The organism is Macrococcus psychrotolerans (assembly GCF_038095555.1).
Taxonomy (GTDB): Bacteria; Bacillota; Bacilli; order Staphylococcales; family Staphylococcaceae; genus Macrococcoides; species Macrococcoides psychrotolerans.
Genome location: NZ_CP124591.1, coordinates 714,574 through 730,327, shown reverse-complemented (window position 1 = coordinate 730,327; position 15,754 = coordinate 714,574). Strand labels below are relative to the sequence as shown.

The window sequence follows — 15,754 nt, the reverse complement described above, 5'->3', positions numbered from 1 at the left end:
TAATATTATGATATATACAGTAGCTTCAACATTACCTCCAGTACATGGTGGACGAACTAAATCTTTATTAAATAGGATTAATTTTTTAGATGATGAATTTGATTTTGAACAAACAATATTAACTACAAATTATAATCCGAATTATAACTCTGTTTATAAAATTTTTTATGATAAAAAAATTTTAAAAGAGAATATAAAAATCATTAATCTCTATGACTGGTTATCTGGCTTTCAATTGCTTACAAAACCATCCAAATCATTTCTTTTTATAAACAAAAGTAATAATAAAATACAAAATATAAAAATATCAAATTATATCATAGAAAAAGATTCAGATAATAATTGTGAAAGATATTATGATAAAGATACAGGGAAATATCTGTTGTATAGAAAATTTTATTCCGACTCAAATATAGTTAAATTTGAAGATTATTTTGTCCAAGGAGTAAAACATAAAGTTGAGCGTTGGGAATATAACGAAGAAGGATATTTACATAGAATAACTAATTATTCAAGAAAATTAAATAAAAAATTAGCAGAATTTTTCTATGATTTAAAAGAGCAACCATATTGTAAAAAGTATTACGAAGAAACAAATGACAATAAATTAATTGGTATCTTTATTTATTCTAATGGCACTTTAGTTGAAAGTTTTAATAATGAAAAAGAGTTATTCACATACTTTTTTGATTTTAATTTTTCAGATCAAGATATTATTTTTAACGATGCAAGATTATTAGACAAATCGTTGATAAATTCTACTAAAAAGATAAAACCTATATTAGTTTTCCATAGCTCGCATTTTGAAGGAGAAAAAATCAAAGGATCATATAAACTCGCACTTAATAATCCTGATAAAATAGCTAAATATTATGTGCTTACCAATCATCAAAAAGAAGATATTCAGAATGATTTCAATATACCAGATGAAAAATTCAAAGTAATTCCTCATTTCATAAATGCTCCTAAAGATATTATTAATGACAAAAAAGATCAATTTGTATTTATGGGACGATTTAGCGAAGAAAAACAAATATCTCATATAATAGAAAGCTATAAACTATATAAAGAAAAAGGATATAAAACTAAATTAGTTTTATATGGTGGTGTTAAAGGAGCAGAACGTACAAAAATTGAGAATCTAATAGAGAAATATAATTTAAAAAACGAAGTTACTATTCAAGAATTTACCAATAATCCAGCTCAAGTTTTCCGAGAATCTAAAGCTTCTCTTTTAACTAGTAAATTTGAAGGTTTTCCATTAAGTATCATGGAAAGTATAAATGAAGGTTGTCCTGTAATCGCCTATGATATCAGATATGGACCAAGAGAAATTATAGTGAATGGAGAAAATGGTTACTTAATTGAACCTAACAATATTGAGCAATTTGCAGAAGCAATGATTTCAATAAGCGAAAATCCATTAGAAAATGTCAAAACAAAAGAAGGCATTACTTATCAAGCTGCAATTAATAATTTTGATTCTCTAATAAAAGCTGTTACATCATAACCACTACAGTCTTTTGGGAAAAATCACGAATCTTGAAATGTTAAGATTTGTGATTTTTTTATTGCCTATATCAAATCACCCCTGATATATATCGAGGGGTGACATTATATTAGCTATTTATAAAGGTCTTAATCATATCAATGACACAGTATCTTGAATTGCTTCAGTCATCTTCGTATCTGATGGCAAGCATATTCCATTCTCAAATAAGAATTTCGAAACATCCTGATGCTCATCCTGAATAAATTCTTTACCTTCAAATAACGGCTGTAAGTGCATTGGTTTCCACACTGGACGTGCTTCAGTATTAAATCCGGCTAAACGTTCAATAATTTCAACAGATGTTTTGCCGACTTTCTCACTATCAACAATCATCGTAGATAACCATCTGTTACTAAAGCTATCTTCTAGTTCTTTCATGAAATAAATTCCGTCGATTCCTTTAAGACCCTCAACATAGCGGTCAACAATTTCACGTTTCTTCGCTACACGATCATTAAGCACTTCCATCTGACCACGACCGATATCATTTATTTTTATATAAAAACCAACAAACCATTGTTAATATTTAAAAGAATTCAATTTAGATTCACAAAAAAAGATGACGCATTACACATCATCTTCTTTAATTCTAATCTTAATCCCTTGAATTGTTTCCATCTCATCCATCGGACTTCCCTCTTCACAGTATGCAATTACAGGAACGCCACTTCCCTTATAATCACTTAACTTACTCGGCAAATATGGATTCTCTTCTTTAATCCCCTTCGTGTGTGCATCCATAACAATAAGCGCATCGAATTGCTTCGTCGCATTTAGAAATTCAAAGTATGGCAATGCTTCATGTACATTTACTTGAGTCATTTCATAGAGACTAACCATCTGTCTGACACTGATAGGACTACTTGTAAAGATGTGAAATTCTAATGGTAAGTTTGATGGATTGAGTGCTTCAATAAGTTCTGGATGATCTATCAGTTCCTGAATTTCTTTAAGGCCACGCGTTTCATAGAAATTACCGAAATAACCGATATTGAACGTTGCTTTATCGACTGTGATCAGTGCACGTTGTTTCTCATAGTACTGTGCATCCAGTGTTGGATGTGGAGTGATGACTGATTTCTTGATAATTGCCTGCTGTATGTCTTCTGTAAATCTCTTTATCATCTGTGTTCTCTGTTTATTATTTGTAAATACGATTTCATCTGCAAATATAAAGGGGAGCAGTTCTACGATATTGTACAGGTTATCATCGATGTATGGATGATATTCTTCTGGTGCCTGTCTTTTTATTTTATTGACATAGGTAAATGGCACTTTACTGTGTCGCTCTTTATTCTTAATATCATATAGTACAGGGTCAGAGAACTCAGCAATCCATTTTGTATTATTTGTCTTTAGTTTCCATGCTAATAGATGACTCGCCGGCCAGAGTACTCTGGAATAGATTTCTTTATATGTATTGTTCTTTAGCTTCTTGGTGCCTTGCTGCACGAATACATTCATCAGCTGATAGTTACTGAATGAGGATTTACTGTTAATGCCATAATGTTTCGCGATATATGGGTCTGATAGTTCGTTTAATGTGTAATCTGTTGTTCTCACATCGCTCATATTATTGGAGATCACATCAGCAGGTACTTTGCGTTCGGCGATACGTTTTCCCAGGATAACACCGCTTGTATCATTATACGGTGCAAAGCAATATCCGATGTATAGTGTCTGTGCGAGTCCTTTGTTTACAGTTTGATACGGAAGGTATTCAGCATGTATGCGCTGTAAATCCTGAATCACCTGCTGATAAGCTGTCACATCATGATGCAGATATCTATTGATAAATCCTGCCTGAGCATCCATGCGATTCATAATGAACTGTCTTATTGATGTATCGTCTTCCGCGTCGAGTAACTGTGCGAGTGTCTGTATAACACTGATTCTATCTGTAACGTTAAATGCATAGCTCATCGACTGCCTGCTTACCGAGTGCTCGGTCATATGTCTATAATAGACACATACTGTACTGTCAATGACATTGATGATCGGTCTGAAGCGTGCTAAGATGTGCGTCATCAGTACGACATCTTCTCCTGATGTCAGTGTTTCATCAAACCTTATGGTCTTTAAATAATGTGTCGGAATCAGCTTCGCGCCGTTCATGGATAATATTTTAGTCAGTTTCATATAGTCAGATGTCAGTTGTCCTTTAAGCTGGTTCTTTTCTTTTTCTATGATATTATCCTGTTCAATCTCTTCATTATGAACATTATAGAGATGAAATACAGAAATATTTGAGAAATCGAGATGCTTACTTAGCTCAAATAATGTGTGTGGATGAAGTGTATCATCTGCATCCAGGAAGAGCGTATGAGAATATTGAGCAATTTCAATTCCTTTATTGCGGGCGATTGATGCGCCATGACCTGATTCAATGATGTGATACTTGAATTCTTTTGTAAGTGAATTCAAGGTCTCTTTGTCTTCCTCAACAGAGTCTTCATCTCCATTCAACACAAAGATCACTTCAAACGTCGTTGTTTTGAAGGTGTTAATATTCTCTACTAATTGGTGCAAATACTTTCGGCTCTTATATAAGGGGACGATGACGGATATGCCTTTATGCTTTATCGGCTGCTCAATTGCTTCTACTGCATCTTCAATAGATAGAGGTGCATTTTGTTCAATTCTTGATAGCAGCGCGTCGATCTCCTGAATTCTCTTTCTTATACGCATTTACTTCAGCCCCTTTACATAGCGCATTGCACTGCGTAATACTTTCACAGGTAGGAGATTCATTAGTTTATGCCATCTATGTTCATATAGACTGAGCTTCTTCTTTAGCAGTGCGATTTCCATGTCCTTATATTTAAGCTGGTTCAGTGCATATCTTTCATTATTTAAACTCTCCACAAGTATCTTCTTCTCTTGTTCTGTCATCAGTCCACCTCAAGATCTTGATATAGATTCAGCAGCTTCTGCTTTTCCTTCTCCCAGTTATACTGCTCTTTACTGATCTTCATCTGCGCTTTCATCTGGTCTCTCATTGCTTCATCTTCAAACATCTTACGAATAGCTGCTGTAAGTTCTTCTTCTGAATCATGCTTTATGATAAGCCCTATCCCTTCTTTTTCAACTACATTTTTTATTTCAGGAAGATTTGTGGCAATTACAGGTACATGGGCCATCATATACTCATACAGTTTGTTGCTCGATGCAGAATAATGATTGAAATTCACATTTTCCAGAATCTGAAATCCTGCATATGCAATCTTTGTATACGAACGTAACGACTCATAAGGAACACGACCGGTAAAGGTCACCTTGTCCTGTAAGTTGAGCGAGCGTGTTAATGCTTCAAGCTGAGGACGAATCTTTCCGTCCCCCACCATCAGTAGATTTGCAGGGATATCCGCCTGCCAGAACGCACGAAGCAGTCGTTCTAAACCACGTCCTTCCTGTAGTCCGCCTTGATAAATAAAGGTTTTATCATACTTAAGAGGAAGGTCTATTGCTTCAACTTCGTCTATATCATAGTATTCCGAGTAGTTATAGAGCGACATCGGTCGATATCCATAGAGTAACTCATGATAGGTCGCACGTGTCTCATTCTCTACTATTGTACGATCCGTAAATCGAATCAGAAACTTTTCTATTGTCCCGACTAGACCTGCCTTATAGTTTGTACGGCTAGTATTCACTTCATGAGCATCAAATATTAGTATACGTTTATCTGTTCTCAATTTTGCACAGGCAACTCCTTGAATTAACGTATTCAGATCATGGCTGTGATAAATATCTGCATCTTGCCTGTAGCCTTCCTGGATCATCTTCATCATCAAGAAAGCATTCGGCATGTGCTTTAAAAGTATGGTCTTTAATTTGTTATTATAAATGTGATCCGCTATAAATTTCGGTAGTTCTGTCTTATGTTCGCGTACAGCATTATATCCTTCCTTATAACTTTGTTTAAGCGGGATATGACGTTCATTATTTTCACGTTTAGCGATGACAGCGACATCATAATGTGACTGAAGTGTCTTCGCTTCTCTTGTCACCCTTGCGTCATTAGTAAAGTTGTTCCAGACAAACATGGTCACCTTTTTCACGGTTAAAACATCCCTTTTAACATATTTAGATAATGTGATAGTGGTATGACATTTAATTGAGACAGCATACTGAATATAAATAATGCTGTAACACCGATCAGACCGAATAATGTATTTTTAGATACATTTTCTTTATTTACTTCTATTTCATTGATCGAGCCTATCTGATTTTGAAGCTGTTCTTCTTTATATGCAAGCTGCTGTTCTTTATCAAACTGATTGTATTTTCTAATAAACCTGCCATATAAACCGACTGTCGGAATACAGTCTCCTTGCGCTTCAATTTTGCCGTAATGAATCCATATCGCTTTATTGCACATCTTCTGGATCTGACCGATAGAATGACTGACAAAGAAGATGGTCTTCCCTTCTTCTTGAAACTCTTTCATACGTTCGATGCATTTATTAGAGAATGTGTCATCCCCTACAGACAGTGCCTCATCCACAATGAGTACGTCTGGATCTGTATGGACAGCGATCGCAAAACCAAGGCGTGATTTCATCCCGCTGGAATACGTCTTAATCGGCTTCTTAATGAAGTCTCCGAGTTCAGAGAAGTCGATGATATCATTAAAACGGTCATTAATCTGTTCTTCAGTCAGACCATGCATCAGACATTTCATACGGATATTCTCTTCCCCTGATAATTCATTATTTAATCCTGCAGATATAGCGATCAGTGAGCTTCTGCCGTTTATTTCAATCGTCCCCGCAGTAGGTGAGATGACTTCTCCCAAGAGGTTTGAGAGCGTTGATTTACCGGCACCATTTAATCCAACAAGTCCAACACTGTCCCCAGCATTCACTTCGAAGCTGATATCTTTCAGCGCATAATACACATCGTCATGTGTCTTATGCTGCCAGAACTTAAGGATATCCAGTATTTTCTGACTTTTACTCTGGTTGACCGGATATGCTTTAGATACGTTATTGACCTTTACTTTCACTACCTCCATAAGACACCTCCTCTTTCAATGTTAACGCTTTATTAAGGTGTGTGTTTATTTCACGAACAGTTGCTCCGTATGCAGAAAAATGGTTCATATCTACTTTGTACAGCTTTTCATTCACTTGTTCAGATAATATACTATCTTCTTCGATAAATGCCAGTGTGTAAGCCGAGCTTCCGAGATAATCACTAAGCTTAGATGGCAAATATGGATTAACTTCTTTAATCCCTTTTGTATGCGCATCATAAATCATCAGAATATCCATCTGTTCAGTTAAATTTAAGAACTCAAAGTAATCTAAGTAGGGATTCAATCTAATATAATCTTTAAAATCGCTGTTGTTATAGAATCCATTCGTCTTCGCATTTATATTTGTGAAGACATTAACCTTGAAGTTTGTAATTCCATCTAAAATCAAGTATTTACACATTAACTCGATTTCTCTGAATCCACGTGTATCATAGAAATTACCGAAGTATGCAAAGTTGAGCTGTGCCTCATCATATTCATAGTTCGCCTGCTCCATATGATAGAATGACTGTGGCAACGTCGGATGTGCAGAAATGATTGCACGCTTACGAATCGATTCCTGTATATCACTGTCAAAGCGTTTGATAATGTATTCTAGCTGTAATTTATTCGTGAATATAAGTTCATCTGCATAGGCGAGTGGTAAGATTTCACATACATTAAATACGTTGTCATCGACTAACGCCTGATAGGCTTCAGGTAGCGTCTCTCTTAAATGTTCAATGTATTCATTAGACTTAATCGGTGAAAATCTTTTCTCAGATTTTACATCTGTTAATAATGGATCAGAGAATTCTGCGCGCCAGTATATCTCAGGTTTACTCAGTTTAATCTCATACGCCAGGAAATGGGACGCCGGGAACATTGCACGGCTATATAGTTTATTATATTTATCTTTGAATGTGCTGAATATCTCCATGCCTAGATGCGTAAACGTTTCGATACTTTCATAGCTGCTGAATGCCTGTTTGGCATCAACGATAAACTTTGTATCGATCAGCCCTTTTGCAATGCCTTCCAATGAATAATCCTTCTTACGGATCCTATCCATATTATTTGAGATAATATCTACTTTATTCCCTTCCATATAGATACGCTTTGCCATGACATTGCCAGAAGTATCATTGTATGGCGGGAAGCAGTAGGCGATGACCAGCTCCTCTGCACGCCCTTTATTCAGAATTTCAAGGTTGATCGTTTTAAATGCTTTCAGTTTATCTAGTTCTATCTCAAGCTTTGTTTCACCTTTATCAATCTTATTACCAATTCTGAGTAACAAGATATCCGCCACATGCTGAATAAATGAATTGACACTCGTAGTATTACGATATAGTGCGACTTCGTTAAGATAATTTAAAGAAGGCATCGTCTCTAAGTCTTTAGTGTGTAGAAGGTTGCGCACTTCAGCAACATACTGAATGTCAGCAAGCGGTGTAATCACAAACGCATGATGACATATCATTTCCGTGATAGCTTCGAAACGGTTATCGGTAATTGACACTTTCAAACGATGGGTCTCTAGAAATTGTTTAGGTATGATAATCCCGTAAAACTCATAGAGCTTAGTAAGCAGATGATTCATAGGGTATTCTACAGCACCGTCCTGTAGTTCATAGTCGTTTAGAGCTTCAATATCGACATGAATCTTTACGACATTAGGATGAACTACTTTAGACGTTTGCTTTTCCGTATCGATCTGTGCAGGCGCTATCTCTTCATCTTCTTTTGTCTCTTCATCTTTCAGTACATGGTTCAACTCGCTATTCATAACGCGTTGCGCAATATAGATATGGTTCGACCTGAAATGTACAGGTTCATCAGAACATATAAGATCTTTAATATCTTTTACAAACGTTAGATGTGAAGTTCGTACATATTTCAGAACTTCTTTAATATCAAGTTGTTTCGCAGGTGATAGTACCAATACATTGTCGTATTGATGATTGCGAATAAGTTCATCATATACCGCCTTATCCTGAGGGATAACAATATAGGATAAGTGTGATTGTATGTGACCATAGTCCAGTGCTTCAGTAATGATCGTCAGCCCTTCCATTATCGTACCGATTTTCTTTCGTACACGTATCAGATCATCATATCTTAGCTTTGCATCATGCTGATAGTTCAATCTCTTCACCTATCCTTTTAAATCCCAATATTTAATCTGTAATTTACCGAGTCTTGAATTACGCAGATTATTTAATCGTTTTAAAGTTTCTTTATACTTATTCATTAACTCATTATATTTCGCCGCTTCATCTTCACGAATACCTGCCTGAACCTTTGACTCATAGCGTTCAATCTTAGCATTTGCCCATCCAAGTTGACTTCGGTACTGTTTCATCTCTTTATATATCGTGCGGTTCACCGTTCCCTCTATATACGCTTCCATATTTTCATACTGCTGAATTTGATACCACTTGATCATGTTGCTGCTATTGATAGATGATAACGTTCTATTTTTTAAATTATATGTAATGAACACATGAACAGCATTATTACCTATCTCTGCTAATTCATATTCAATGTTGATACTGTCTTTACATGTATCAAACAAAGAGACTGGAATGCGCAACGTTAACCTCTTAGCATGAGTTGCATGCACTAAATCTCCGAGGTCTCTTGTACCTTCTTCAACAGGAAGACTTTCAGACAGTAATATATCGATATCATCTACTTGCTGAGTGATATGCTTCAATATACTTGCATCAATTCCTGCACTTACTTTGAGTGTTGTCTTTGCTTTAGGATAGCGCGTAATCAGTTCGTAAGTCATAATATCCTCCTTACACAGTAAATGAAATCGTATCGATTTCTTTCTGACCCGTCATGCGATTTTTTACGAAGAGACGTGCAAAGTACTTCCCTTTCGGTAGTTGAAATACGAACGTGTTGCTATATTGATACTTTGTCTTGACCAGCTCTTTCTTTGACCTTTGATGATAGAGATAGCATGCATACATCATCGTATCACCAGAAGCGTCGACAATTAATGAAGAGAACGTCTCATCTTTATCTACGACAATCTTATTGATCTTTAGTTTGACAGGATTATCTACCAGTAACTGTCTCGTATCTTCCATCATAAATTCAATCTGAGACTTTAAATCATTATATGCCGCTTCCCAGTTCACTTCATTTGTCATCGTTCAATCACCTCAAGTTCTTTTTTCGTTATCATTTCTTCTCCAGTCAGTCGCCTTATCGCTTGCGCTGCATTGTGGCTGAGACGCAGAAACACATCAGGATGGTTCACCAGAAAATCGATACGCTCGATCATTCCTGCAACATCATCCCTATCTGCAACAAGCCCTGTTTCCTTGTCTAATATAAATTCCTTAATCGCACCGATATCATTGGAGATAGGCACAAGGCCGCTGCTCATCGCTTCACACAGCGATACACCTTGCGAATCATGTCTAGTAGGTCCAAGGTAGATGCCGTTTCTTGCGTGAATTTCATGAATCTCATGTTGTTGCACAAATGCTTTATTTAATTTGACATTACTGAATTTTTGAAGCGGTTTCGTTATATCATCAAATAAAGGTCCGTCACCATGCAGTTCGAAAGTCAGCTCATCAAAATATTTCTTCTTGCTTAAACCGATAATGACATCTCTTGTAATATCGTTCGCATAGTTCTTAGCTGTATAAGGTCTGATATTGCAAATGTTAAATCTATCTTCCGGTTTTTTCTGACGATACGGAAATAGGGACTCATTAATCGGGTTATGGATAATATGATATTGATCAGGTACCTTCCCGAGATATGGATCGACATATTTTTCTTTATAGCTTTTTGAGACATAGATAAACGTCGCATCATACAGATCCTTATCCATCAATGCAAGAAACATCTCTTTAACTTCTTCGTAATAACTATCTTTTCTTTCCATTACATTTAAAAATGACTGCTTGCTCGATAAGAAGTTGTAATACCTTGAAAACCAAGGTTCGGCTTCAAACCCATGCATCCATATAATTACTGGAGGTACTGTGTGCATCATCTTTAATGCCTGGAACATCTTCAGATTCATAAAATGAATCAGCAGCTTATGGAACGGATGACCATTGACATAATCAGCGAGCTGGAATTCATCGAGAAACTTTACAGTGACCCCGTCATAGACAGCATCAAATCTTACTTTCGTCGTCATAACGACAACTTCAATATCCAGACCTGCCTGCTGGTATGCTTTTACTCTTCTATGGATGAATGCATTCGAATAAATCTTATCTTCACTTGGGTAAGCGTTTGTAATTAACAAATATTTCATTTTGCACCTCAATTTATAAATAATCTACTAAACGATTCTTGAATCGATAATGAATATGTCCGCCTATATACAGCAATAAAAATGTAAACGTCCAGAAATAAAGATGATCTGTGATATTCCCATAGAGCATCCCTTCTCCTTCAATGAATGCATTGCGATATATTCCTATGAGATAAGCAAATGGATTGAGCATCGTAATCACCTTTAGTACAGGTGAAACCGTATTTGCATCCCAGAATATCGGTGTAACAAAGAAACACATACGCAGCACGTTCTGTAGCATCTGCTTCGTATCTCTGATAAGAATGACCAATGTACTCATAATAAGATTAAATGCAAAGATCAGCATATAGGATGCAAATATGAAATACAGAAATTCAAAGTAATGACCAAACGATACAAAGTGATTAAAGTATGAAATTAAAAATATGATCAGTGTCGTAAATAACAAATTAATAAAGTTAATGACATATGAAATAGACAATAGTACAGAAGAAGGGAATTTCATCTTAGTTACTAGACCTAACTGTGCATGTATCGTATTAGAACCTGCGTTAATTGCCTGGGAAATAAAGATCCATGGAAATAATCCTGTAATCAGATGGAGCAAATAATTCATATCTCCGCTATGTGCATTCCCTCTTAACCCCATCCCAAAGACAATGTAATAAATAACGACCTGCATAAGAGGTTGTAATATATTCCAGAATGCCCCAAGATAATGATTCGAATATTCACTTTTAAGATTATAGCGTGATAACTTCCAAATAAGATTTAAGTTGCGTATCTGCTCTTTTAACAATTCGATAATAATTTTCATAATTACAGCCTCTTCAATTTATTTAACTGATAAAATCCATTAGTTTATGAATATTTGTCTCCCATCTAAAAACTTCAGAACGAATTTTCTTTGTGTTCTCTGTATGACGCCTTAGCATGAACGGATCATCTTTGTATGTTAAGATGGCTTCCACCAGTTTTTCAGTTGACGCGGATTCAATATTAATACCCACTTCATAATCCTGTATCAGCGCTTGAGTGAAGCCCCCTAAGTTGGTTACAACGGGCACCTCCATGCATATCGCGTCAATCACCTTGCCGGGAAGTACGTTCATAAATACTTCAGACTGCTTAAGAATGGAGAGTGCCACGTGATGTTCACTCGTAAATGAAAGACATTCAGACTTTGGCAGTGTTTCAAACACGTTAACATATTCGAGTTGCTGTTCATCTACAAATCGTCTGAAATCATTGGCATGTATGCCATAGACAATCGCATTAAATGGAATTTTATTCTTATTAAGTGCTACGGCGATCTCCTCTAGCTGTTTGTTATCCTGTGCAAAGCCTAGATTTCCAGTATATACGACGCTGAATGTTGCTTTTTTCGGTCGAAAGTTAAGTTCTTCATCGTTAATCGCATTCGGCAGGAATAGAAAGTCCTTATTTTTTACATATTTCTGAATATGTGGAATGAACGACATATTATTCACTACAATTTTCTTTGCATTTCTATACATCCGTTTTTCCATCAATCTTAACATCGGCATAAATACGTCGATATTAATCTTATCGAGGGCAGACACACTGTCCGGCCATAAATCTCGAATTTCGAGTATCGTCTTGTTTGTAGTGATGTCACGCTGTAGAAATAATGTCCCCCATGGTGCAAATATATTAGGACTTGTAACATAGATGAGATCGAAATATTTTTCCGTATGCTTTACGAAGTAATGCACTTTCAGCATAAATTCAATATAATAATAAAGCCTTGATGACATACTTTTCTTTTGTTTTTCATGACGCATCGCTAGTCGGATCACCCTATTATCAGGTACGTTATTTAACCGTTCATCATTCCAGTATTTTTCATCTTTATACATCTTCTCGTTCGGGTAAGAGGGCTGCGTCGTTAAGATATAGACATCATACCCATGATCCACGAGATGATTGAATATATTTTTCATACGGTTTGCTGCAGATCCGATTTCAGGATAGAAATTTTGTGAGATGAGCAATATGCTTTTCATAGAAACTCCTTATTAAAAAACAAACAGAATACGAACGTATTCTGTTGTTGTAGTTATAAATTGTATAAATTCCCGAAGTTATAGTATTTAACTTCTTTAAATTCATCCTTAGTCTTAACAACGTTCTTAGTATCAAGAATATATTTATTTCTCATTCCATCAAAATCACCATCAGTGAGCTGCTTAAATTCAGAATGATCACTCAATATCAATACTAAATCGCTGTCTTTAACCGCTGTTCCCATATCTTTTTCAACAAACTCCTGCTTCACATGAGGATCATATGCGACAACTTCATATTGAGATGCAGTTAACATTTCATAAATATCAAATGCAGGGGATTCACGAATATCATCCACATCCCCTTTATACGTCAAGCCAAATACAGTGACTTTGTTGCCGCCGAGCCTAGATAAGATGTCCTTCGTACGGCGCACAACATATTCAGGCATAGACACATTGATGTCACGTGCAAGTTTGATCAACAGCGCTTGCTCAGGGGCCTCTGCGATAATGAAATACGGATCGACCGCTAAACAATGACCACCGACACCAGGACCTGGTTTATGTAAATTAACTCGAGGATGTTTATTTGCCATCTCAATCACATCATTAACATTAATCTCTAGATTGTTACAGATTTTAGCGAGTTCATTCGCTAGCGCGATATTTACATCACGATATGTGTTCTCCATTAATTTGGACATCTCAGCGGTCTTCGCCTGCGTCTCAATCATTTCACCTTTAACGAAGGTCCCATATACATGCTTACCCGCTTCAACACAAGCAGGGGTGATTCCGCCGATAATGCGATTGTTATATACTAATTCATGCATGATCTTGCCCGGCAATACACGTTCCGGACAATGGACAAGATAGATATCTTCACCAATTATAAATCCTTCAGACTCGAGATAAGGCTTCACATGGTCATCCATGGTACGCGGTGCAATCGTCGACTCAATGATTACTATATTCCCCTTCTTAAGTAATGGGACGATACTTTCAACACCAGACATCACGATCGAGATATCACATGATTTATGTTCATCGCTGTTATTTGGTGTCGGTACCGCAATGATATATGCATCTGCCTGCTCTGGTGTCGTCGAAGCTTTGAACTTACCCGAGGCCAGCACTTCCTCCAATGCTTCTTGTAACCCAGGTTCTTCTATATGAATCTGGCCGTTATTTAATTTATCTACAGCTTCTTGTTTAATATCTACCCCAACAACATCAACTCCATGTTTCGCAAACATAATTGATGTTGGTAATCCGATGTACCCTAGACCGATTGTTGTAAGTTTCAAATGAATCCATCCTTTTCTCAAGAAAACTCATATTTAATTAAGTAATATTTTTTATCTACTTCATGGGTAGTATAGCTTAAGAAAATACGGAAAAGTGAGGATTAAACAAATCTTCATTGTATTTTTACGTTGGTTATAAATTATTAATATTGAGTTAATAAACAGCTCATTTATATACTTTTTTAATATAATATGTTGATTGTAAACATAATGTAAAAGAAAAAAATTTAATATCAACGAATTTAATTTTATGTTAATATATTACAAGATATCACCAACATGACAGGAGCGACTTATGAAAAAAAGAATATGGATAATCACACTCATCATCATCTTAATAGGATTACTTGCAACTGCAGCAGTTGCTTATCAAACATTAAACACAAAGGTAGAGAAAACTGCTAAAGTAATCCATACAAACATCAGCCGAGAAAAGTCCGACCTACGCAAGGAACAAGTATCAATCAAAGATCATGATGCTATTTCAATCGCACTGTTCGGAGTTGACTCTAATACAACAAGACTCGCTACAGGAGATGCAGGACGCTCAGATACGATCATCATCATAAGTATCAACCCAACGAAAAATACAAGCGTAATGGTATCGATACCTCGAGATACATACAGTGAAATTGCCGGGCATAATACACACGAAAAAATTAATCGCGCATATAATCATGGCGGTGCTAAAATGGCAGTAGAATCTGTGGAAAAATTAATGAATGTCCCAATTGACTACTACGCCACAATCAATATGGATGGCATAGAAGAAATGATCGATACAGTCGGAGGAATCGACGTCGTAAGTAATGCAACCTTCAGCTATGAAGGTCATGATTTCGTACAAGGCGAACTGACGCATCTTAATGGGAAAGAAGCACTATCTTTCATTAGAAGTAGGAAGCAAGTAGGCGCAGGCGGAGATTTCGGAAGACAAGAACGCCAGCAATTAGTGATTCAGGCGCTGGCAGATAAACTGATTAGTATGAGTTCTGTATCTAAAATTGATTCATTATTAAAAACGATAGAAGGAAACGTCGTAACAGATGTGACATTTGATGACCTGAAAACTTTAATCAGCAATTATTCAGAATCATTAAATACGGTCGAAAGATTTCAATTAACAGGATACGGTCAATTTCTTAACGACAACCTATGGTACTTTATTCCTAATCTAGAGGAAAAGAATCACATACAGAATACGTATCTAGAGAACCTGGGCTTAGAAACGCAACCTTTAGAAAATGACACTTATGAATACCCTACTATTGAAACCCAAACAATTGAAACACAAGCAATTGAAGAGCAAACAATTGAAACACCAACAATTGAAACACAAACAAATGAGTTCGCTTATTAAGGAATATAATAAAAATATATTCATGCGTAAAATAAAAAGAGCAATATTCCTTCACCATATAGTGAAGGAATATTGCTTTTTTTCTACTCAAACTCATCATATTGAGACAGTCCAGTTTCTGAAGGAATAAATGAAAGGCATCTATTCTTTTAAAAATATGTCTATTTAAAGTTAGTATATTTCTT

General features: G+C 36.0%; 14 protein-coding genes. 2 read left to right on the top strand and 12 right to left on the bottom strand.

Annotation, left to right across the window (positions count from 1 at the left end; all coding sequences use genetic code 11):
- The first annotated feature begins 7 nt into the window (after nucleotides 1-7).
- On the top strand, nucleotides 8-1,510 hold the full coding sequence (locus tag QA539_RS03760; RefSeq protein WP_419895477.1) for a glycosyltransferase: 1,503 nt from the start codon (nucleotides 8-10) through the stop codon (nucleotides 1,508-1,510).
- Between the two features lie 132 nt (nucleotides 1,511-1,642).
- On the opposite strand, the gene QA539_RS03755 is transcribed toward QA539_RS03760, so the two are convergent.
- From QA539_RS03755 to QA539_RS03700, 12 genes are all read right to left on the bottom strand, one after another.
- Nucleotides 1,643-2,035, bottom strand: coding sequence for a DegT/DnrJ/EryC1/StrS family aminotransferase (locus QA539_RS03755; protein ID WP_419895590.1), 393 nt, complete (start codon nucleotides 2,033-2,035; stop codon nucleotides 1,643-1,645).
- Nucleotides 2,036-2,119: 84 nt separating this feature from the next.
- Nucleotides 2,120-4,240 carry a glycosyltransferase gene (locus tag QA539_RS03750; protein WP_419895476.1) on the bottom strand — a complete coding sequence of 707 codons (2,121 nt, stop codon included), beginning with the start codon at nucleotides 4,238-4,240 and terminating at the stop codon, nucleotides 2,120-2,122.
- On the bottom strand, nucleotides 4,241-4,444 hold the full coding sequence (locus tag QA539_RS03745) for a hypothetical protein (protein ID WP_101152469.1): 204 nt from the start codon (nucleotides 4,442-4,444) through the stop codon (nucleotides 4,241-4,243).
- A complete protein-coding gene (locus tag QA539_RS03740) occupies nucleotides 4,444-5,613 on the bottom strand; it encodes a glycosyltransferase (protein WP_419895475.1) in 1,170 nt (389 codons plus the stop codon). The genes QA539_RS03745 and QA539_RS03740 overlap by 1 nt, the downstream gene beginning before the upstream one ends.
- Before the next feature lie 2 nt (nucleotides 5,614-5,615).
- Nucleotides 5,616-6,569 carry an ABC transporter ATP-binding protein gene (locus QA539_RS03735; RefSeq protein ID WP_419895474.1) on the bottom strand — a complete coding sequence of 318 codons (954 nt, stop codon included), beginning with the start codon at nucleotides 6,567-6,569 and terminating at the stop codon, nucleotides 5,616-5,618.
- Nucleotides 6,541-8,721, bottom strand: a complete 2,181-nt coding sequence (locus QA539_RS03730; RefSeq protein WP_419895473.1) for a hypothetical protein — start codon at nucleotides 8,719-8,721, stop codon at nucleotides 6,541-6,543. Before QA539_RS03730 ends, QA539_RS03735 begins: the two co-directional genes overlap by 29 nt.
- Before the next feature lie 9 nt (nucleotides 8,722-8,730).
- Nucleotides 8,731-9,369: a hypothetical protein gene (locus tag QA539_RS03725; RefSeq protein WP_419895472.1), complete on the bottom strand. Its 639-nt coding sequence runs from the start codon at nucleotides 9,367-9,369 to the stop codon at nucleotides 8,731-8,733.
- A 10-nt stretch (nucleotides 9,370-9,379) separates the two neighbouring features.
- Nucleotides 9,380-9,739 (bottom strand): hypothetical protein, encoded by a 360-nt coding sequence (locus QA539_RS03720; RefSeq protein WP_101041764.1) that lies wholly within the window; start codon nucleotides 9,737-9,739, stop codon nucleotides 9,380-9,382.
- Nucleotides 9,736-10,869: a glycosyltransferase family 4 protein gene (locus QA539_RS03715; protein ID WP_219494350.1), complete on the bottom strand. Its 1,134-nt coding sequence runs from the start codon at nucleotides 10,867-10,869 to the stop codon at nucleotides 9,736-9,738. Before QA539_RS03715 ends, QA539_RS03720 begins: the two co-directional genes overlap by 4 nt.
- A 13-nt stretch (nucleotides 10,870-10,882) precedes the next feature.
- On the bottom strand, nucleotides 10,883-11,689 hold the full coding sequence (locus QA539_RS03710) for an ABC transporter permease (protein WP_419895471.1): 807 nt from the start codon (nucleotides 11,687-11,689) through the stop codon (nucleotides 10,883-10,885).
- Between the two features lie 22 nt (nucleotides 11,690-11,711).
- A complete protein-coding gene (locus QA539_RS03705) occupies nucleotides 11,712-12,899 on the bottom strand; it encodes a glycosyltransferase family 4 protein (protein WP_419895470.1) in 1,188 nt (395 codons plus the stop codon).
- Nucleotides 12,900-12,952: 53 nt separating this feature from the next.
- A complete protein-coding gene (locus QA539_RS03700; RefSeq protein WP_419895469.1) occupies nucleotides 12,953-14,209 on the bottom strand; it encodes a nucleotide sugar dehydrogenase in 1,257 nt (418 codons plus the stop codon).
- A gap of 295 nt (nucleotides 14,210-14,504) precedes the next feature.
- Between QA539_RS03700 and QA539_RS03695 the strand changes: the two genes are divergently transcribed.
- Nucleotides 14,505-15,569: an LCP family protein gene (locus QA539_RS03695; RefSeq protein WP_419895468.1), complete on the top strand. Its 1,065-nt coding sequence runs from the start codon at nucleotides 14,505-14,507 to the stop codon at nucleotides 15,567-15,569.
- Nucleotides 15,570-15,754 lie beyond the last annotated feature (185 nt).